The following is a 20,091-nucleotide window of genomic DNA, read 5'->3' as shown; positions in this document are numbered from 1 at the left end:
ATGAGCGTCTTCGAAGTCCGCCAGGGCACCTCGCCCGTCATCCTCGGCTTTCCGCACACCGGCACGGATGTGCCGGCTGAAATATGGGACCGTCTCAACGATACCGGTCGCCTGCTCGCAGACACCGATTGGCACATTCACAAGCTCTATGAAGGCCTGTTGCCTGATGTTACCGTCGTGCGCGCCACCTTCCACCGCTACGTAATCGACGCCAACCGCGACCCGGAAAACGTCAGCCTTTATCCCGGGCAGAACACCACCGGGCTTATCCCGGAGACCGATTTCGACGGGTTGCCGATCTGGAAGGATGGCGAGGCCCCGACGGAGGCCGACACGGCATCGCGCCTGCGCCAATTCCATGCGCCTTATCACGCCGCATTTCTGGCCGAGATCGAGCGGGTCAAGGCCATCCACGGCATCGCCATCGTCTACGACTGCCATTCCATCCGCTCGCATATCCCGTTCCTGTTCGACGGCAAGCTGCCGGACCTGAACATCGGCACGGACATGGGCCGCACCTGCGCGCCTGCTATCGAGAAGGCCGCCGTCGATATCGCCGCTTCGGCCGATGGTTACACGAGCATTCTCAACGGCCGCTTCAAGGGCGGCTGGACGACCCGGCATTACGGGCGCCCGGAAACCGGCGTGCACGCCATCCAGATGGAACTGGCGCAATCGACCCATCTTGCCACCGAGGAGCCGCCTTTCGTGCTCGACGCCAGCAAGGAGGAACGCCTGCGCGCGCCCCTTCGGGCCATTCTTCAAAGCATCGAGAATACCGCATTCGACCTTAAAACGCTGACAGGGAGCGAGGCATGACCATGAACAATCCGCGCCACAATATTCGCGACGTGCGCGCCCCACAGGGAACCACGCTCAACGCCAAGAGCTGGATGACCGAAGCGCCGCTGCGCATGCTGATGAATAACCTCGACCCGAACGTGGCAGAAAACCCGCACGAGCTGGTCGTCTATGGCGGTATCGGCCGCGCCGCCCGCACCTGGGCCGACTTCGACAAGATCGTCGAAACCCTGAAGGACCTCAACGAAGACGAGACCCTGCTCGTCCAGTCCGGCAAGCCGGTCGGCGTCTTCCGCACCCACAAGGATGCGCCGCGCGTCCTGATCGCCAACTCCAACCTGGTGCCGCATTGGGCAACCTGGGACCACTTCAACGAGCTGGATAAAAAGGGTCTGGCGATGTACGGCCAGATGACGGCCGGCTCGTGGATCTACATCGGCACGCAGGGCATCGTTCAGGGCACCTACGAAACCTTCGTCGAGGCCGGCCGCCAGCATTACGGTGGCAGCCTCAAAGGCAAGTGGGTGCTGACAGGTGGTCTGGGCGGCATGGGCGGCGCACAGCCGCTGGCAGCCGTCATGGCCGGTGCATCCTGCCTCGCCGTCGAGTGCAACCCGGACTCGATCGACTTCCGCCTTCGCACCCGCTACGTCGATGAAAAGGCGGAAACGCTCGACGAGGCGATGGAGATGATCGCTCGCTGGACGAAAAACGGCGAAGCCAAGTCCGTCGGCCTGCTCGGCAACACCGCCGAAATCCTGCCGGAAATGGTTCGCCGCGGCATCCGCCCGGATATGGTCACCGACCAGACCTCCGCGCATGATCCGGTCAACGGCTACCTGCCCAAGGGCTGGACCATGGCCGAGTGGAAGGCCAAGCGCGAGAGCGACCCGAAGGCTGTCGAAAAGGCTGCGCGCGCCTCGATGCGTGAACATGTGGAAGCCATGATCGCCTTCCAGGACATGGGCATCCCGACCTTCGACTACGGCAACAACATCCGCCAGGTCGCCAAGGAAGAGGGCCTCGAAAACGCCTTCGCCTTCCCCGGCTTCGTGCCGGCCTATATTCGCCCGCTCTTTTGCCGCGGCATCGGCCCGTTCCGTTGGGCCGCACTCTCCGGCGATCCGGAAGACATCTACAAGACCGATGTCAAGGTCAAGGAACTGACCCCCGGCAACACCCACCTGCACAATTGGCTCGACATGGCGCGCGAGCGCATCTCGTTCCAGGGACTGCCAGCACGCATCTGCTGGGTCGGTCTCGGTGATCGCCATCGGCTCGGCCTCGCCTTCAACGAAATGGTCAGAAACGGCGAGCTCAAGGCTCCTGTTGTCATCGGCCGCGATCACCTCGACTCCGGCTCGGTCGCCTCGCCGAACCGCGAAACGGAAGCGATGAAGGACGGCTCGGACGCCGTCTCCGACTGGCCGCTGCTCAACGCCCTCTTGAACACTGCGTCCGGCGCCACCTGGGTGTCGCTGCACCATGGCGGCGGCGTCGGCATGGGCTTCTCGCAGCATTCGGGCGTCGTCATCTGCGCCGATGGCACTGATGATGCCGCCAAGCGACTTGAGCGTGTACTCTGGAACGACCCGGCCACCGGCGTCATGCGCCACGCCGATGCCGGCTACGACATCGCGCTCGACTGCGCCAAGGACAAGGGCCTGCGCCTGCCGGGCATCCTCGGCAACTGACGAAGATTTAGGGGCGCCGGTCTGGCGCCCCTACCCCTGGTTCTTACGGGGTGGTCGCTTTCCGATTGCCGCCTTCGAGCAAGAGCAGTAGTCCAAGGCCCGCCAATCCGCCAAGACCTCCAAGAAGTGCTGTTCCCGAATAGTCGCTGATGCGGGTGCCGAGTGCAAAGAGCGCCGCGCAAAGGCCGCCGCTCATGAAGATGTTGACCGAGATCAGCGAGCTTCCGAGCCCCGGCCGGTCGGCAATCAATTCCTGCAGGTAGGTGATGGGGATCGTGATCAGCGCGGCAGCGCCGAAGGCGCTGATCAGCGTCAGCGCATAGATGTGCCACGGCGCCGACGACAGTCCGAGCAGGACCATGTAGCCGATATAGATGACCGTCCCGAGCGCCAGTGCCTTCGCCGGCAGCAGGCTCACCTGGATGCGCGCCCAGACGAAGATGAAGACCACCTCTAGAAAAGCGACAACGCCGGCGATGATGCCGATATCCGTGACGCTACCACCGACGGCATTGGTCATGATCAGCGGCAGGACGGCCGCGTTGATATGCAATGTCGAGGTGATCATTGCCACCGCGACCACGCGCGCGAAGATGCGCGGCGCAAGGATCTCGCCGAAGGATGTCCAATAGGAAAGGCGCTTGCCCAGGCCCGGATCGACGCCGCCCTCGTTCGGCAAGGAGAAGAAGACCAGAAGCAGGTTGGCCGAGCATCCGAGGCTGGCGAGCAGATAGGCGGGCAGCATGCTGTCGCCACCGGCAAGCGCAAAGCCCACCAGCCCGGGCACCAATACCCAGGCAAGCGAAATCGCCGCGCGCGCGCCGGTCGTCAGAGCGCCGGCGTCCTGCCCACTCATGCGCCGCGCGACGCTGCGCACATTGGCAAAGAGCAACGTGTAGACTGCGCCATAGATCGGCAGGAACAGAAGCACGCTGACGAGAAAGCTCGATTGATAGGGCAGGACATAGACAATGCCGTAGCCGACCACGCCGAACAGGATCGCGGTCGACATCAGCACGCGATAATTGCCGATCCGATCGGCAAGGATGCCGATGGAAACGCTGACGATGACGTTCACCGTCGCGGCGGCCAGAATCAGCAGTGAATAGAGCCCGTCACTCAGGCCCAGTTCGTTGATGCCGACCACGGATTGATAAGGTGAGGTTGCCGCCCCGGCGAAGCCGAAGAGAAAGATCGCCAGCATGCTGACCCGAATCGACGGGTTGCGCATGGCGCTGAAAAGCGAGGAAGTCATGATGATGCACGTCCACGAAGGAGGCGATTTCAAAAGGGGAGCTTGGCGCCGGCGGGTCGCACCGGCGGTTGCATTGCGGGAAGCTGCTTACACCGATTCCGACCAGCGCGCCGAGAGATTCGCCTTGGGCATAAAGTCGAATTCCTGATCGAAGGGAAATGCGGGACGAGAGCGGTGCAGGCTTGCCAGATGGGGGATGTCCTGGTTGACGACACCATCGGTCAACGCCATCAGGTTGGGGTTGGCAATCGGCGCGAGTTCCGGCGAGAGATAGCCTGACTTGACCACGAGCAACCGGACATTGCTCGGGTCGAGGCCGAGGCGGGTGAAGTCGGCGATATCGTGATAGGGTCGACGTCGCGCCGAAAGCACGACGTCGATCGCCCCAACGCGGACAACCGCCTGGCGCTCCTTTACAGGACCAGGATCATCGAGCCGTACGACTTCCACCAGCATCTCCGCGACGGGACTTGCCGGATCGAGGCTGCCGCCGATCTTCAGCATCAGGTTTTCGCCGACGCCGGCAGCAAAGCAGGCTTCCACGGCAGGACGATCGGCGATACCGGCGATGAGTGCGCCGCGCCACCCCCGCGCAAGCAGGGCCTTCAACACATCCGCCCTATCGCCGACACCGCCGCCGGTCGGGTTGTCGCCGGAATCGGCAAGGATGATGGGGGTTGTCGTCGCCTTTTCGGCGACATCGAGCATGGCGTCGAGCGGGCCCGTCACAGGACCGAAACGGAAATTGCGACGTTCCGCCCAGTATGCCGCCGCAATGTCGACGGCTGCCTGCTCTGCCGCGGCCCGATCGGTCGCGGTAATCACGGCACAAGCCGTTGCACGCGGCTCGTCGGCCCAGACATAGCCGACCATCAGGTTGGCATCGAGCACACCCGGCCGCGCGTCGATGTCGGGCAGTTGCCGGTAGAGGCCCCTGGCCGGCTCGTCCTCGGTAGAGGTGCATTCCCCCGGCAGCAACACGGGGATCTTTGCCCACGCAACACCCGGGCGCGTCCCGCTGCGTAGCGCCTCAATGAGCATCGCCCAGGCGCGGATCATCGTTTCACGCGTGTCGATGTGCGGCGCGGTCCGATAGCCCGCGAAGATGTCGATCTGGTCGATGATACGCTGGCTGACATTGCCGTGCAGATCGTAGCTGGTGGCGATCGGGCAGTCCGGCCCGACGACAGATCTCGCGGCAGAGATCCAGTCCCCCTCAGCATCCTCCATGCCGTCGACCTTGATCGCCCCATGCATGGCGAGATAGAGCCCGTTGATCGGCAGGGCCTGTTGCAGCCGGTCGAGAAACTCCGCCTTGAAGGCGTCGTAGGTCGGTCGGGACACCGGCCCACCGGGCACGGCGCGCGCGTGCAGGAGCGGCAGATGCTCGATGCCTTCAGCGTCGAGAAAATCGAAATACTCCGCCTGGAGCAGATCCGCCCCGCGCAGCACCCGAAAATCCTCGACCGCCATCAGCACCGGCGAATAGGTGCTGCACTCCGTATGGATACCGCCGACGGCAATGCGCATGGAAGCTCCTGTCACAGTTTCGGGCTCAAGGGAGCGATCGCAGCAAAGCGCTGCCAGTCCTTGGCGGATTTCGGGGTCCATGCGGCTTCGGCGATGGCGCACAGCCTGGGGAAGACGAGCCGATTGAAGTAGCCGCGCGACAGGAAATGCTCCGACCAGATGCAGGCCTGAACGCCCTTCATGCGCGCTTTCAGCTCATCCGGAAATTCGCCTTCGGCCTCGTAGCCATAGGTATGGGCCGACGTTGCCGTCCCGGCCCAGCTGGCGCCCGGTTCCTGCCAGGCGTCGGCCTGCGCCATGTCGAGATAATAGGCCTGACCGGGCGTCATCACCACGTCATAGCCTTCCCGCGCAAGCTCGATGCCGACCTCCGGCCGCTCCCACGCCATCAGCAACGTGCCTTCGGTCTCGACGCCGCCGCCATGGGCGACCTCGTTCCACCCGGCAAGCTTGCGGCCGCGGACGGTCAGCATCTGCTTGACCTTCTTCAGGAAGAAGGATTGCAACGCAAAGGTGCCGGAAAGACCCTCTTTCTCCATCAGCTTCTTCGCCAGCGGCGAGGCAAGCCAGGAACCGTTGGCAACCTCGTCGCCGCCGATATGGATGTACTGACTCGGGAACAACTCGACCATTTCGTCGAGCACTTTCTCGAGGAAGTCATAGGTAAAGGCGATCGCCGGATTGAGCGCATTGTTCGGGTAGCCCTGAACGGAATGATAGCTTTCCGGCGCTTCTTGGCCATCGGTCAGGTCAGGCAGGGCGACAAGCGTGGCGGTGCTATGGCCGGGAATGTCGATCTCCGGAACGATCTCGACGTGAAGCGCCGTCGCCTGGGCCACCAGGGCTTTCACATCCTCTTGGCTGTAGAACCCGCCGGCGGGTTCCGCACCGTTGCCGAGTTGCGGCAACAACGGTTCGTCCGGCCCGCGCAGCACGCCGATCGTCGTTAACGTTGGAAACGCCTTGATTTCAAGCCGCCAGGCCTCGTCATCCGTCAGATGCCAGTGGAAGATGTTGAGCTTGAACCAGGCGAGAATATCGATGAGGCGGGAAATGTCCGATGTCGGGTAGAATTGCCTGGATACGTCGAGATGACAACCGCGCCAGCCGTAACGCGGCGCATCGGAGATCGTGCCCTGCGCCGGAAAACGGAATTTTTCCGGATGCGTGCGCGCGCCGTTCAGCAGCTGCGCCAAGGTCGTCAGCGCGTATTGCCGGCCGGCAGCACCACCATAGGCAAGGCGGATCTCCTTGGTCGAGAAGGCCAATTCGTAGGCCTCGGCAGCAAGCGTCGCATTCTTCGAGAAGACAATTGCCCGCCCTTGACTGGAGGCAACCAGGCTGAATGGCGCATGCCCCGCCGAAAACAGACGATGAAAAAGCCCAAGCACGCTCGCGACCGCTGCCACGTCGTCGGGCGCCGTCATCGGCGCGGGGTAAAGCACGACGGGAAAGCTGTCGCCTGCCCAGGCGTCGATTTGCGCCGGCCATGGCTGCATCGAAAACGGCAGGTCGAGCTTGCCTTCGGGCAGTTGTGCTGGCGGAGGCTCGCTCATGGTATTTTCCAGGAGCAGATCGGAGACGGCGACCGGCACATGCTCGCCGCTCGAAAACGTCAGATAGGCTGACTTGGCACCATCAGTGCAGTGCTTCGCCTGTCGATGCAGGCCGCTCACCGTGAACGTCCAGCTTTCGCCGGGGCCAAGCGTCAGCCCGGCGGGTGGTGCGAATTCATGAAAATTGGCGTTGCGGCGCAGGAAAGTGGCGTTGTCGCAGGCCTCCGGCACGATTACGCGCGTGAGCGACGTGTACACCAGCCGGAAGCCCGTGAGCGGTGCGGCTGAGAAATTGAACAGCGTGAAGGTGAACCGGCCAAATGCGCCGCCGTCAGGCTGCCAGGACGCTTCGAGACGATAGGAAACGGGCGCCATGATCTTCCTCCCAGAAGTCTTTCGGTCAGTAGTGGCTAGATTGTGAGAAGGTTCGCGCCAGTTCAGCCTGGCCGGCGGTCAGACCGCAATCAACAGGCAGGCACACGCCCGAGATCGCAGCGGCGAGCGGCCCTGCGAGGAAATGTACGGCGTTGGCAACATCGTCAGGATTGACGATGCGCTGTAAGGGATACCAGCGGCGCGCTTCCTCAAAGACCTGCGGATTGGCGGCGGCACGCGCTTCCCATGCCTGCGTTCGCACGGTGCCCGGCGCAACGGCGTTGGAGCGAATGCCGAACTTGCCGTACTCCACGGCGATCAGGCGTGTCAGATGCAGCAGGCCGGCCTTAGCAACGCTGTAGGCGGGATGGCCGAAGACATTCATGCCGTTGACGGAGGCGATATTGATCACCGAGCCGCGGCTTTCCTTCAGCATGTCTTCCACCGCGCGAAAGCACAGGAAGGCAGCTTCAAGGTTCAGCGCATTGTCCATGCGCCAGATATCCGGCGTCGTATCATGCAGGCTGACGGCGCGTGCGGCGCCGGCATTGTTGACGAGCGTGCGCACCGTACCGTGCTCGCCGGCCGTCGCAGCCAATTTTCCGACGCTTGTCGCATCCGTCACATCGCACGGGACCGCAACGAAGCGCTTGCCGCCGCCGATCTCCAGCGCCGCTCTCTCGGCGGCACGGCTGTCGATGTCGGCAAGGAGGACGACATCATGATCCTCGCCAAGGCGCCTGGCGATTGCGCGGCCGATATCGCCGGCTGCACCGGTGACGATGGCGACGGACTGCGTCATGCGGAAACCTTTCGCGGCACGTCAGTCTCCCAGCAACTGGCGGTCATCACCGTCGCGGTGCGTCACCAGCTGCTGCTTGATGCGCCGAAGTGTGACCGTTGCCTGCGGCTGAACCCGGTAGGCAACGAGACTGGAGAGGATATCGAGCAGCGCCAGATAGGCGATGCGGGTGGAGGTCGGACGGTAGATGTTGTTGCCCTCGGGCAGGTCGACAGGAACCGTGATCGTCGCCGCGGCCGCGACCGGACTGTTGCTCTGGGTCAGGGCAATCGTCGGCACCTTGAGCTCGCGCGCCAGCGTGAAGGCGCGCACGAGTTCGGCGTTCCGGCCCGAGAAGGATGAGCCGATCAGAACGTCGCTTGGGCGAGCGGCGGCCGCCATCATCAGCTGCATGCTGTGGTCGGAACTGGCGGTAACACGCAGGCCGTAGCGAAAGAGCCGGTTCTGCAACTCGCTGGCTATCATCGAGGAATTGCCGCCCGAACCGAAGGCATAGATCATTTCGGCGGTTGCGATGCGCTCGACCGCCTGCTCGATCGCCGCGAGATCGAGCGAACGATGCAGGAGGAAAAGCGCGTTCTGCGCCTTGGTGATGATGTCCTGGGCGACGTCACCGGTCTCGCGGCTCTTCGGCTCCGGCTTCAGGTAGCGCATGCCGATATAGGCGGTGCGCGCCAATTGCACCTTGAAATCGGAGAAGCTGTCGCAACCGAGCCGCCGACAGAAGCGCGTGACCGTGGGAGGAGAGACATCGGCCTTGCCGGCCAGCTCGATGATCGATGCATTCACCGCGAACTCGAAGTCATTCAGAAGAATATCGGCGATGCGGTTCTCCGATTGCGAGAGCCGGCCCTTTTCTTCCTGAAGTGTCGCGAAAATATCCATCGGCTGCTGATGTCCTTAGGGTCTATCAGCCTTCCTTCGGCTTGTAGGCGATGCAGTCGATCTCGACCTTGCAATCAACCATCATCGCCGACTGGACGCAGGCCCTCGCCGGTGGATGCGCACCGAAATACTCCTGATAGATCTTGTTGAAAGTCCAGAAATCACGCGGATCGTCGAGCCAAACGCCGCAACGCACCACGTGCTCGGTACCGTATCCGGCCTCGTCCAGAATGGCCAGAAGATTGGCGATCGCCTTGTGCGTCTGAGGGATGATACCGCCCTCGATGATCTCGCCTTTTTCCATGGCGACCTGGCCGGAAACATGCAGCCAGCCGTCCGCTTCCACCGCGCGCGCAAAGGGTAATGGCTTACCGCCCGCACCGACTTGTTCAGTGCCATACCGTTTGATGGTCATGTGTGCCTTCGTGCAAATTATTTTCTTTGATCGTTGACAAGTGACCATAGAAAGCTGAATTTGACCAGAGAAAAACACCATTCATGAAAAGAATTTCAATCCAGGGCGAAAACATGCGGGATCCCTTCCTCAATCCGTTCCCCTCTTCCGACACCGCACGCCATAGCATCTGGGAGATGCTTGTTCCGCGCGATATCGACGCTTTTCTTTCGGCCGACTGGTCGATGGTGGCAGGTGACTTTGTCGAAGACGGCTTCATCGGCATCGATGGACGTCGCGAAACCAATCCCGACAATTGGCGCCTCACCTTTCCCTCGCTTTCGGCCTATCGCGATGAGTGGCTGCGCCAGGCGAAAGATTTCGCGGGCCTCTCCTTCGCGGAAGACACACGCACGGCGATCTTCACGACGACGACGCTTGAGGACATCGAGGTCAACGGCGACTTCGCGCTTGCGCGCAAGAAGTTCGACGGCGGGTTGAAGAAATCGGACGGCAGCTTCGACGTGATGAAATGGCAGACGGTCTATTATTGCCGCCTGCACGAGGGACGCTGGAAGATCTCCGGTTTCACCGGCTACCTGCCGAACCCGATGGGACCGGCCTAAAAAGCAAAAAGGCAACGGCATTGCGGATCTTCACAGCAGCGCTCGCAACGGAAACCAATACCTTCTCGCCCATCTGCATAGATCGCCGCGCCTTCGAGGCGTCGCTCTACGCGCCGCCGGGCGAGCATCCTGAGACGCCGACGCTCTGTACGGCGCCGATCACGGTCGGCCGCCGCATTGCCGCGGAAAAAGGCTGGACGCTGATCGAAGGCACCGCCACCTGGGCGGATCCTGCCGGCCTCGTCAACCGCCAGACCTATGAGAGCCTGCGCGATGAAATCCTCGACCAGTTGCGCGCCGCGCTTCCGGTCAATGCCGTCGTCATGGGACTGCACGGCGCGATGGTCGCTGCCGGCTACGAGGACACCGAGGGCGATCTTCTTTCTCGCATTCGCGAGATCGTTGGCCGTGATGTTCTCGTCTGCGCCGAGTTGGACCCGCACAGCCACTTGACCCAGAAGCGCGTTTCGGCGTCAGACTTCTTCGTCTACTTCAAGGAGTTCCCGCACACCGACTTCGTCGATCGTGCCGAGGATCTCTGGCGGATCGCCATCGACACGCTGGAAGGTCGCGTGACGCCTGTGATGTCAGTGTTCGACTGCCGCATGATCGACGTCTACCCAACTTCGCGCGAGCCAATGCGCTCCTTCGTCGACAAGCTGATGCGTATCGAAGCGGAGGACGCCGATGTCCTGTCGCTTTCGATGGTGCACGGCTTCATGGCGGGCGATGTTCCGGAAATGGGCACGAAGGTGCTCGCCGTGACCAACGGCAAACCGGAGAAAGGCGAGGCGCTCGCACGGGAACTCGGGCTCGAACTCTTTTCGAAACGCGGAACCTTCATCATGCCGCAGATCGACGAGAAGCAAGCTGTCGCCGAGGCGAAGGCTGCGACCGAAGGCCCGGTCGTCATCGCCGATGTCTGGGACAACCCGGGCGGCGGAACCGCGGGCGACGCGACGGTGCTGCTCGAGGAACTGCTGGCACAGGGTGTCACCAATGCCGCCGTCGGAACGATCTGGGATCCGATGGCCGTGCAGATCTGCATGGCCGCCGGCGAAGGCGCCGAAATCCCGTTGCGCTTCGGCGCCAAGTCGGCTCCGGGAACCGGCAATCCTGTCGATGGCATCGTCAAGGTGGTCAAGCTGGTCCGCGACGCCGAGATGCGGTTCGGCGAGAGTTTTGCCCCCTTCGGCGATGCAGCCCTCATTTCCTATCGCGGCATCGATATCATCCTGAATTCGACGCGGGCGCAAAGCTTCGATCCGAGCCTCTTCTCGGTGATGGGCCTCGACCCGCAGTCAAAGAGCATTCTGGTCATCAAATCGACCAACCACTTCTACGCTTCGTTCTCCAAGATCGCCGCGCAGATCCTATATTGCTCGGCCGGCACCCCCTACCCGAACAACCCCGCCAAGACCGCCTATCTGCGCGCACCCAGGAATATCTGGCCGAAGGTCGCCGATCCGCATGGTCTCGAAAAGGGAGCGGCGTGAACCAAGGCAGTTTATGCGGCGGCCGCGATCGAGGCGGATAGTCAGCAGATCGGCCTTCTGATCTGGCCTATTCTCATCACCAATAACGAAAACGGCCGCTGTCCTGGTCATGGACAGCGGCCGTTCTTGTCCTAGTCTAGCTACGCTCCGCTCAGGCCGCCGCCGGGTCGAGCAAGCCCATGTCGATATCGGTGAGTTCGACACGCCGCTCGAGCGCGATGCCCGCCTCGTCGAACAGATGGCAGTCGGCGGCACGTATGCCGGTCAACACCTGTTCCTCCGGGCGGATTGCCACCGTGCCCGGCAGCATCGCGCAATAGTTCTCCCCTTCACCGCTGATGGCGGCATAGGCAACGGTATGGGCGCCCAGGCGCTCGATCACCGTTGGCGTGACTGTCAGCGACAGGTCTCCGGCGCCGAGCAAAATGTGCTCGGGCCGGACGCCCAGCGTCAATGTCCGCCCAACCAGGCCATCGTGCGGCCTGACCGGGACGACAACCGTCTTCCCCTTGTAATCGACCTCTACGCCGGCATCGCTGACGCCTTTGCAGGTGACCGGCAGGAAGTTCATCTTCGGGTTGCCGATGAAACCGGCGACGAAAATGTTGGCTGGCTTATGGTAGAGCTCGAGCGGTGCGCCTGTCTGGGCGATTTCACCGGCATTGAGCACGACGATCCGGTCCGCCATCGTCATCGCTTCGACCTGGTCGTGCGTGACGTAGATCATCGTGGCCCGCAATTGCCGATGCAGCTTCGCCAATTCAATGCGCATGTCGGCGCGCAGCGCCGCATCGAGGTTAGAGAGCGGCTCGTCGAACAGAAAGATCTTCGGTTCGCGCACGATCGCCCGGCCGATGGCCACCCGTTGGCGCTGGCCGCCGGAGAGCATTCCCGGTTTTTGCTGTAGCCGCTGGTCCAGATGGAGAATGCGCGCTGCATGCTCCACCTTGGCCTTCAGTTTCTCTTCCGGCATGTTTTCCACGCGAAGCGGAAAGGCAATGTTCTCGAAGACAGACATGTGCGGGTAGAGCGCATAGGATTGGAACACCATCGCGATCCCGCGCTTGACCGGCGGCAGGTCGTTGACGCGTTTGCCATCGATCACGATGTCCCCCGAGCTGGTCTCATCGAGACCGGCTATCATCCTGAGCAATGTCGACTTGCCGCAGCCGGAGGGTCCGACGAAAACGACGAACTCACCGTTCCTGACTTCGAGCTGGATACCTTTCAGCACCTCGAATGTCCCGTAGAATTTCTGAACCGTATTGAGATTGAGCTGTCCCAAGAAACTGTCTCCGGCCACCGGCGAGAAGCGGCACGTTCGTAAGCGGATTGGCCTGGGCCGCGGACCAAAGATCCGCGGCCCGGTGATTTTACTTGTACTCTTCGAGGTCGGCGGCCGCCTTCTTCAAGGCGTCGGCCGGTTCGGCCTTGCCGGTCACCACCGACTGGACCATTGCGATGATGACGTTCTGGAAGCCCTTGTAGTCGGTAAAGAGCGGCTCCGGACCACCGAACGCGATGCCGTCGATGAACGGCTGCCAATAGGGGTCCTTCTTGACGAATTCGTCAACCATCGGCGACGGACGCAACGGCGTCAGGCCGGCCGCGCCTTGCAACTCATACTCACCTTGCGGACCGGGCGAGGTGATGAATTTGGCGAATTCGGTCGCCTTCTCTTCGACACCGGAGCCCTTGAAGATCGCCAGGCTGTCGGTAATCAGCAGCGTCCCCTCGCCCTTGGCCGATGGGCCGAGCGGCAGCGGCGCAACGCCCCAGTTGACCTTGGTGTCCTTCAGGCGCACGGCGGCACCAGACCCGCCCTGGATCATGCCGACCTTGCCGTCGAGGAAGATCGCGCGAACCTCGTTCTGTTCGTAGGCGGTCGCCCCTTCGACGGAATAGGGAGTGATGTCCTTGTAGGCCTGGAGCGCGGCGAGAACCTCCGGGCTGTCGATGACGATCTTGTCGCCATCGATCACCTTGCCGTTGTTGGTGTACACCCAGTGCATGAACTGGTGCATCGTGTTGTCGAAGGTCTTGGCCGGAAGGCCGTAACCGGCGATACCCGTCTTTTCCTTGATCGCCTTGGCGAACTCGATCTCTTCGGCCCAGGTCTTCGGCGGCTTCTCAGGATCAAGGCCGGCCTGCTTGAACAGGTCCTTGTTCCAATAGAGCGCCTTGGTCGAGAACGCGATCGGAACGCCCCACTGGTTGTCGTCGAAGGTCACCGTGTCGACGATGTTGGGGTAATAGCTCTTCTTTTCCTCGTCCGTCATCGGCACGGGAACGATGAGATCGTTCTGGGCGAACTCCTTCAGCGTGCGCGAGCCGACATAGGCCATGGCGACCGGCGTGCCGGCAGCGGCAAGCGTCGTTGCCTTATCCTGGCACTGGGCCCAGCCGACAACTTCCGGCGTGACTTTCCAGCCTGGATTCTTTTCTTCCCACTGCTTGATGTATTTGGCGTGAACCGCATCCATGGTGTCGCCGCAGTAGATCCAGCTAATCTCCTGGTCGGCCGCCTGGGCGGTGACTGCGCCAAGCGCGGTCGAACCGAGCAGGGCGAGCGCGAGTACCCCTGTCTTGAATTGAATTGACACGTTGCAAGCTCCCGTTCTCTGGTGGTTGGTTGGTCTTATTGTTTCACCGCGCCTGCGGTCAGCCCGCTGACGAGATACCGTTGTAGGAGGAAGATCACGACGACCGCCGGCGCGATGCCGACGAAACTCGCCGCCATGAGCTCGTTCCAGATCACCTCTTGGCGACCGAAATAGGCGAAGAGCCCGACCGGTAGCGGCATGTATTCGCTCTTGGAGTTGAAGGTCAGGGCATAAATGAACTGCTGGGCATAGGCGCCGATGAAGGTGGTGATCGCCACCACGGTGATGCCCGGCATGGCGATCGGCAGGATCACGCGGCGCAGCGTATAGAAATGGCTCGCGCCATCGACGAAAGCGGCCTCGTCGAGCTCACGCGGAATGCGCATCATGTAAGTGCGCAACAGCCAGATCGCCGACGGGATAAGGAAGGCGACACCCGGCATGATCATGGCGAGATAGGTGTTGAGCACGCCGAAGCTGCGCATCAGCCGGAAAAGCGGAATGAGCAGCACGGCGCCGGAGAACATGTTGACTGCGAGAAAGGCGCCGAGCAGCGCGCCGCTGCCGCGGAATTTGAAGCGGGCAAAGGCATAGGCCGCCGGAATGACCAGTATCAGCACGATGGCTGTGACGATGGTGGAGATGAAGAAGGAATTGAAGATGTACCGAGCGAAACCGGGCACGCTGTCCCACATGGTCCGATAGGCGGCGAATGATCCGTTTTCCGGCCAGAACTTGTAGGGGGAGGAAAAGAGCAGACCCAGCGGCTTCAGCGAAACGAGGAACCCCTCGACGAATGGCGCCAGAATGAAGGCCAGGAAAACAAAGATCCCGGCATAGATGGCGACGAGTTCGTACCAGCGATATCGGTTGATCAAGGCAGGCTGGCTCATTTCTGTTCTCCCGAGGACAGGCGGCTGGTGACCCGGAAATAGGCAAAGCAGAAGATCGACAGGAAGATGCAGATCAGCACCGCGCGTGCCGCACCCTCGCCGTATTTCTTCGACCCTATGGCGGTGCGGTAGGTATCGATGATCATCGTTGTAGTTTCGCCGTTCGGACCACCCTGCGTGAGGATCCAGATGATATCGAAGGAGTTGAAGGTCGCGATCAGCGACAACATCGACATCGTGATCAGCGACGGCACCAGCAGCGGCAGCGTGATGCGCCGGAATCGATAGAAGCGCCCTGCTCCATCCGTCCAGGCCGCCTCATACAGATCCTGCGGGATCGCCTGCATCGCAGCCAGCATGTAGAGCGTGACCAGCGGCACGCCGATCCACACGTCGGTAACGATTGTCGCCCAGAAGGCCGTCTCGCCGCGTGCGAGGAAAGCGATCGGTCCGTCGATGAGACCCCAGTTCTGCAGCACGCCGGAAATCATGCCGAACTGGCCGTTGTACATCCAGCCCCACATGAAGATGCCGATGGCCATCGGGACGATCCACGGCGGCATGGTGAGCAGCCGGAAAAGCGCGCGGCCGGGCACGGCTGCGTTCAGCATGGTCGCGCCGAAGACACCGATGATCATTTTGATCGAGACCGAGAAGAAGGTCCAAATGAAGGTGCGGAAGATGACCTCGGCGAAGGTCTCGTTGAAGATCTTGTCATAGTTGGCCCAGCCGACCCATTTCGTCGTCTTCTTCAGCGACGCGTCGGTGAACGACAGGATGAAGGTGTCGACAAGGGGATAGGCGACGATGACCGTGACGTAGAGCACGGCTGGTAGGAGCAGGATCCAGGCGAAGATGATCGTGCTGCGTTGAACACTCATCCCGCTTCTCCCCTCAAGCCGCGCGCGAGTGCAAGGCTTCGTCGAACCGATCCCAGATCGGCCTGAGATCGATCACGGTCCGCTTGCGCCGGGCCTCGTCCATCGACAAGGCGAGGATACCGGCTTCGAGCGCATCGATCGTCGAGACCGGCAGCGGCCGGCCGTCACGCACATGGCCGATGATGTCGGTCGCCATCTGCTCATCGGCGCCGTAGTGCTGCGACAGCTCGGTGGCCGCGTACTTGTTCTCGACCACCTTCTTGCCGCTCAGCATCTCGTGCACGTCAAAATAGCCGCGGATAAAATCCCCCTCGGCCATGCCCCGCGATCCCATGATGCAGAAGCGTCGGAACTGGTCCGGCACATTGAGATTGGTGTGGAAGTTCATGCCGACGCCATTGGCATATTCGACGATGGCGACCTGATAGTCGATGATGTCGCCGTCGCTGTCGAACACCTTGTCGGATCCCATCCAGCCGCTCGGCTTGCGATGGAAAAGCTCGAGATCGTTGATGCCCTCGCGTGCGGGGTCGTTTGCGGGAATGAAGCTCTTGCGGCCGCCGAAGCTGGCGACACGTTCGGGACGCGCGCCGACGACGCCGTTGTAAAGATCGAGGTCATGGCAGCATTTTTCCAGCATGAAGCTGCCGGAATAGCGCTCGTAGCGGCGCCAGTCGCGCATGAAGAAGGCACCGTGATAGGGTTCGATATGTTCGGATGCCTCGATCGAGACGACCTGGCCGAGCTTTCCTTCGGCAAGGGCCGCACGCAGGTCGCGATACATCGGCGCGTAGCGCAGCACGAGGCCGACCATCAGCCGCTCATGACCGAATTTCGCCATCAACTGCGCAAGCTCCAGGCTTTCCTGGACCGTCGTCACGATCGGCTTTTCGCTGAAGACTTTGAGGCCGGCCTCGAGCCCGATCCGGATATGATCGAGATGCATGTGGTTGGGCGAACCGATCATCAGCAGGTCGAGCTTTTCATTGGCGATTAGCTCTTCAGGCGTCGCATAGGCCGTGCCGGCGGAGATGCCTTTTTCGGTCAGGCCCGGCAGTCCGGCCGGATTCGGATCGACGTATCCCGCGATCTCGAAGTTCTCATCCATGGCTTTGAAAACGTAGCCCAGATATCCCAGACGGAATCCGAGTCCGATTATCCCGACTTTCATGCGCGCACTGTTCCCTTGCCTTATGGCGTAATTTATTTTCGCAGACTGGGACAGTTTTTTCAGGTCGTCAACCTAAATCCGCGTATTTTGTAAAATTGTGAAATTCATTTTCATAAAGGTCGGAAACACCGGAAATATGGGCAATTGCCAACACAACCGAAAAGGGAAGTGACCCATTAACGCTACAACAGGGGGAAAGCGGTCCAGACCAATGCGGCTTCGCCATGTGAGGCGTCTCGTTCGCGCCAGAACGCATCGTTGACGAAACTACCGTCCCATTCGAGAACTGATGCTTCGTTCGGCTGCCTGCAAGGCGTCGTGGATCAACACCGCGAGCACCGCGACGATGAGGCCGCCCTGAACGACGAAGGCGAGATTGTTCGACTGGAGGCCGGCGATGATCACCTCGCCGAGCGTCCTTGCTGCGACCGTCGAGCCGATCGTCGCCGTCGCCAGACTGATCACCACGGAGAGCCGGATGCCGGCGAGGATGACCGGCATCGCCAGCGGCAGTTCGATTTTCATCAGCCGCTGGCGCCCGGTCATGCCGGTGCCCCGCGCCGCCTCCATGATCGAAGGCGGCAAGGTCGTAAGCCCAGTCAGAGCATTCTCGAAGATCGGCAGCAGGCCGTAGAGGAAGAGCGCAATCAGCGTCGGCTTCTCGCCGAAGCCGAAGATCGGCACGGCGAGCGCCAGCACCGCAACCGGCGGAAACGTCTGGCCGATGTTCACAAGGCTGCGCGAAAGCGGCAGGAATTCTGCTCCGGAAGTGCGTGTCACCAGGATCGCCAGAGCCAGCGCGACCACCGTCGCGCCAGCCGTTGCAATCGCGACAGTGCGCAGATGCAGAAACGTCAGTTGCAGCAGGCTGCCCTGGTTATAGATGGCCGGCGCATTCTCCTGCACAAGCGGTCGCAACAGCGGCTCGAACCACTGCGGCTGGACCAGAAACGCGATCAGAAGGGCTAGAGCAAGCAGCCGGAACAGGTTGGGAAGACGCAGCATCACGATGGCCCCGCGGCACGCTGCGCCAAGCTTTCAAGACTGACCTTGCCGATGAGGACACCATCGGGGCCGACGACGGGAAGAGCCTTGCGGCCGGACCAGAGAAGCGTCGACAGGGCCTCGCGTTGACTGGCAGCGCTTGAGATCGCCTCTCCCTCAGCGGTACCCGGTTCAACGGCTGATGACACCGGCTCGATCGCCAGCAGGCGAAACGGGCGCTCACCGGCCCCGATCAGGCTCTCGACGAAAGCGGTCGCCGGTTTGACGAGCATTTCGGCCGGCGTTGCGTATTGCACCACCTCGCCCTTGTCCATGACCGCAATCCGGTCGGCCAGATGGAAAGCCTCCTCCATGTCGTGCGTGACGAGGACAACAGTCGTTTCGAAATGTTTCTGGATCGCCAGCAGGTCGTCCTGGGCCTTGGCGCGAATGATCGGGTCGAGCGCGCCGAAGGGCTCGTCCATCAGCAGCACCTTCGGCTCTGCCGCAAGCGCGCGGGCAACGCCGACGCGCTGCTGCTGGCCGCCGGAGAGTTCGTGCGGATAGCGCGGGCCGAACGCCGCGGGGTCGAGCTGAAAAAGCGTCAGCAGCTCGGCGACCTTCGCGTCTATGCGGGCGCGATCCCAGCCGAGCAGCGTCGGCACGGTGGCGATGTTCTGAGCGACCGTGCGATGTGGAAACAACCCGTGCCCCTGGATCGCATAGCCGATCCGGCGACGCAGCTCGTAGCCCGGCAACGAGCGGTTATCCTCGCCATCGAGCCTGATCGTGCCCGATGTCGGTTCGACCAGACGATTGATCATCCTAAGCAGCGTCGTCTTGCCGGAACCGGACGTGCCGACGATAACGGTAACCGTGCGCGGCGCGATCGTCAGGCGGACATCCCTGACGACAGTGGTTTCGCCATAGCGCTTGGTAATGCCTTCGATCTCGATCATGCGCTTTGCACCTGGTTGCGGTTCGGAGTAGCCGCCTCGATCACGGCGTCGAGGACGATTGCGGCCGTGAAGGCAAGGATAACGGTCGGCACTGCCCCGAGCAGCACCAGATCCATCGCCGTCTGCCCCACCCCCTGGAAGACGAAGACGCCGAAACCGCCGCCGCCGATCAGCGCCGCGATCGTCGCCAACCCGATGTTCTGAACGAGCACGATGCGAATGCCGGTGAGAACGACCGGAAAAGCCAGCGGAAACTCGATACCGGCAAGGCGTTGGAAGTCGGTCATGCCGATGCCGCGTGCCGCGTCGTTGGCTTCTCGCGGCACGCCGGCAAGCCCCACCACTGTATTGGCGACGACAGGCAGCAGCGAATAGAGGAAAAGGGCAACGAATGCCGGTGCCGCCCCGATCCCACGGATGCCGATGGCGGCAGCACCCGGAACATGGATCGCAATCCAGCCAAGCGGCGCTATCAGAATGCCGAAAAGTGCAATCGACGGGATCGTCTGGATCGCATTCAGGACACCCAAAAGGCCATCGCGCAGGCGCGTGACACGATGGCAGAGAACGCCGAGCGGAATGCCGACAATGGTGGCGGCGGCAAGCGAACCCAAGGCGAGCATCACATGCTTGCCTGCCTCGGCCCAGAAGGTGTCGGCGCGGCTGGCATATTCTTTCAGAAGCGACAGACCGTCCCAGGTGCCGGACCACAGGAGCGCGGCAATAAAACCAAGGACGGCGGCAAGGAACAGCACTCGCACCAGCGGGGATGGACGCATCCGGGTCAATGCGTCGGCCGCTAGAAGACCGAGCGCAAACAAAAGAATCCAGAACCCTGATGCTGGCGAAACGCGGGCGTAGGTATTTTCAGGCGGCGTCAGGTGGCCGGCTGCAGCACCGATACCGAGCGCCAATGCCGCGATCGTCGAAAAGGCGATGGCAAGGCGTAGCGGGCTTGGCGTTTTCAGGAGGGCGACAACCGCCGTGGCGATCACGAGGATAAGGATGATGGCAGCCCACGCCGGAGGCAACGCCTCGCCGAGCGATCTCGCCTCGCCGGCGACGATGCGGTTGGCACGAAAAGTCGCAAAGGGCGCCAGCAAGGCGCCGTAGGCGGTAAGCACGGCAATGATCACGCCAAGCTTGTCCACGCGGAGCTGCATCAGATCCCTTTTTCTCGCCCGGC

At 61.9% G+C, this 20,091-nt stretch carries 18 protein-coding genes; 4 read left to right on the top strand and 14 right to left on the bottom strand.

What is annotated here, in order from left to right:
* Together hutG and hutU are read left to right on the top strand one after the other, a co-directional pair.
* Positions 1-819 (top strand): N-formylglutamate deformylase, encoded by an 819-nt coding sequence (gene hutG / locus IB264_RS16525; RefSeq protein WP_025428665.1) that lies wholly within the window; start codon positions 1-3, stop codon positions 817-819.
* A 2-nt stretch (positions 820-821) separates the two neighbouring features.
* On the top strand, positions 822-2,495 hold the full coding sequence (hutU, locus tag IB264_RS16520; RefSeq protein ID WP_025428664.1) for a urocanate hydratase: 1,674 nt from the start codon (positions 822-824) through the stop codon (positions 2,493-2,495).
* A 43-nt stretch (positions 2,496-2,538) separates the two neighbouring features.
* On the opposite strand, the gene IB264_RS16515 is transcribed toward hutU, so the two are convergent.
* The 6 genes from IB264_RS16515 to IB264_RS16490 form a co-directional block, all read right to left on the bottom strand.
* Complete coding sequence (locus tag IB264_RS16515) at positions 2,539-3,750, bottom strand: MFS transporter (RefSeq protein WP_025428663.1); 1,212 nt, start codon at positions 3,748-3,750, stop codon at positions 2,539-2,541.
* Between the two features lie 87 nt (positions 3,751-3,837).
* Positions 3,838-5,280 (bottom strand): M81 family metallopeptidase, encoded by a 1,443-nt coding sequence (locus IB264_RS16510; protein ID WP_025428662.1) that lies wholly within the window; start codon positions 5,278-5,280, stop codon positions 3,838-3,840.
* 11 nt (positions 5,281-5,291) lie between these two features.
* Positions 5,292-7,211, bottom strand: a complete 1,920-nt coding sequence (locus tag IB264_RS16505; protein ID WP_192433841.1) for a beta-N-acetylhexosaminidase — start codon at positions 7,209-7,211, stop codon at positions 5,292-5,294.
* Between the two features lie 25 nt (positions 7,212-7,236).
* Complete coding sequence (locus IB264_RS16500) at positions 7,237-8,013, bottom strand: SDR family oxidoreductase (protein WP_025428660.1); 777 nt, start codon at positions 8,011-8,013, stop codon at positions 7,237-7,239.
* 21 nt (positions 8,014-8,034) lie between these two features.
* Entirely contained in the window at positions 8,035-8,898 is an 864-nt protein-coding gene (locus tag IB264_RS16495) for a MurR/RpiR family transcriptional regulator (protein WP_025428659.1), read from the bottom strand.
* Between the two features lie 25 nt (positions 8,899-8,923).
* The gene (locus IB264_RS16490; RefSeq protein WP_025428658.1) at positions 8,924-9,313 is read right to left on the bottom strand and encodes a RidA family protein; all 390 of its coding nucleotides are present in this window, start codon (positions 9,311-9,313) and stop codon (positions 8,924-8,926) included.
* A 113-nt stretch (positions 9,314-9,426) separates the two neighbouring features.
* Between IB264_RS16490 and IB264_RS16485 the strand changes: the two genes are divergently transcribed.
* Positions 9,427-9,918 (top strand): hypothetical protein, encoded by a 492-nt coding sequence (locus IB264_RS16485; protein WP_025428657.1) that lies wholly within the window; start codon positions 9,427-9,429, stop codon positions 9,916-9,918.
* A 20-nt stretch (positions 9,919-9,938) separates the two neighbouring features.
* Positions 9,939-11,414, top strand: a complete 1,476-nt coding sequence (locus IB264_RS16480) for a M81 family metallopeptidase (protein WP_025428656.1) — start codon at positions 9,939-9,941, stop codon at positions 11,412-11,414.
* Between the two features lie 151 nt (positions 11,415-11,565).
* Here IB264_RS16480 and IB264_RS16475 read toward each other — a convergent pair whose 3' ends face one another.
* The 8 genes from IB264_RS16475 to IB264_RS16440 all read right to left on the bottom strand — a co-directional run bounded on the left by IB264_RS16475 (position 11,566) and on the right by IB264_RS16440 (position 20,068).
* Positions 11,566-12,699 carry an ABC transporter ATP-binding protein gene (locus IB264_RS16475; protein ID WP_025428655.1) on the bottom strand — a complete coding sequence of 378 codons (1,134 nt, stop codon included), beginning with the start codon at positions 12,697-12,699 and terminating at the stop codon, positions 11,566-11,568.
* 88 nt (positions 12,700-12,787) lie between these two features.
* On the bottom strand, positions 12,788-14,017 hold the full coding sequence (locus tag IB264_RS16470) for an ABC transporter substrate-binding protein (RefSeq protein WP_025428654.1): 1,230 nt from the start codon (positions 14,015-14,017) through the stop codon (positions 12,788-12,790).
* A gap of 35 nt (positions 14,018-14,052) precedes the next feature.
* Positions 14,053-14,910, bottom strand: a complete 858-nt coding sequence (locus IB264_RS16465; RefSeq protein ID WP_025428653.1) for a carbohydrate ABC transporter permease — start codon at positions 14,908-14,910, stop codon at positions 14,053-14,055.
* Positions 14,907-15,791, bottom strand: a complete 885-nt coding sequence (locus IB264_RS16460) for a carbohydrate ABC transporter permease (protein WP_025428652.1) — start codon at positions 15,789-15,791, stop codon at positions 14,907-14,909. The genes IB264_RS16465 and IB264_RS16460 overlap by 4 nt, the downstream gene beginning before the upstream one ends.
* Positions 15,792-15,804: 13 nt before the next feature.
* On the bottom strand, positions 15,805-16,962 hold the full coding sequence (locus tag IB264_RS16455; protein WP_025428651.1) for a Gfo/Idh/MocA family protein: 1,158 nt from the start codon (positions 16,960-16,962) through the stop codon (positions 15,805-15,807).
* 267 nt (positions 16,963-17,229) lie between these two features.
* On the bottom strand, positions 17,230-17,967 hold the full coding sequence (locus IB264_RS16450; RefSeq protein ID WP_025428650.1) for an ABC transporter permease: 738 nt from the start codon (positions 17,965-17,967) through the stop codon (positions 17,230-17,232).
* The gene (locus IB264_RS16445) at positions 17,967-18,905 is read right to left on the bottom strand and encodes an ABC transporter ATP-binding protein (RefSeq protein ID WP_025428649.1); all 939 of its coding nucleotides are present in this window, start codon (positions 18,903-18,905) and stop codon (positions 17,967-17,969) included. Before IB264_RS16445 ends, IB264_RS16450 begins: the two co-directional genes overlap by 1 nt.
* Entirely contained in the window at positions 18,902-20,068 is a 1,167-nt protein-coding gene (locus tag IB264_RS16440) for an ABC transporter permease (RefSeq protein WP_025428648.1), read from the bottom strand. Before IB264_RS16440 ends, IB264_RS16445 begins: the two co-directional genes overlap by 4 nt.
* Positions 20,069-20,091 lie beyond the last annotated feature (23 nt).

This window comes from Ensifer sp. ENS11, from assembly GCF_014851895.1.
Lineage (GTDB): Bacteria > Pseudomonadota > Alphaproteobacteria > Rhizobiales > Rhizobiaceae > Ensifer > Ensifer canadensis.
The sequence above is the reverse complement of the archived record's forward strand: the minus strand, read 5'-3'. Positions and strand labels throughout refer to the sequence as shown.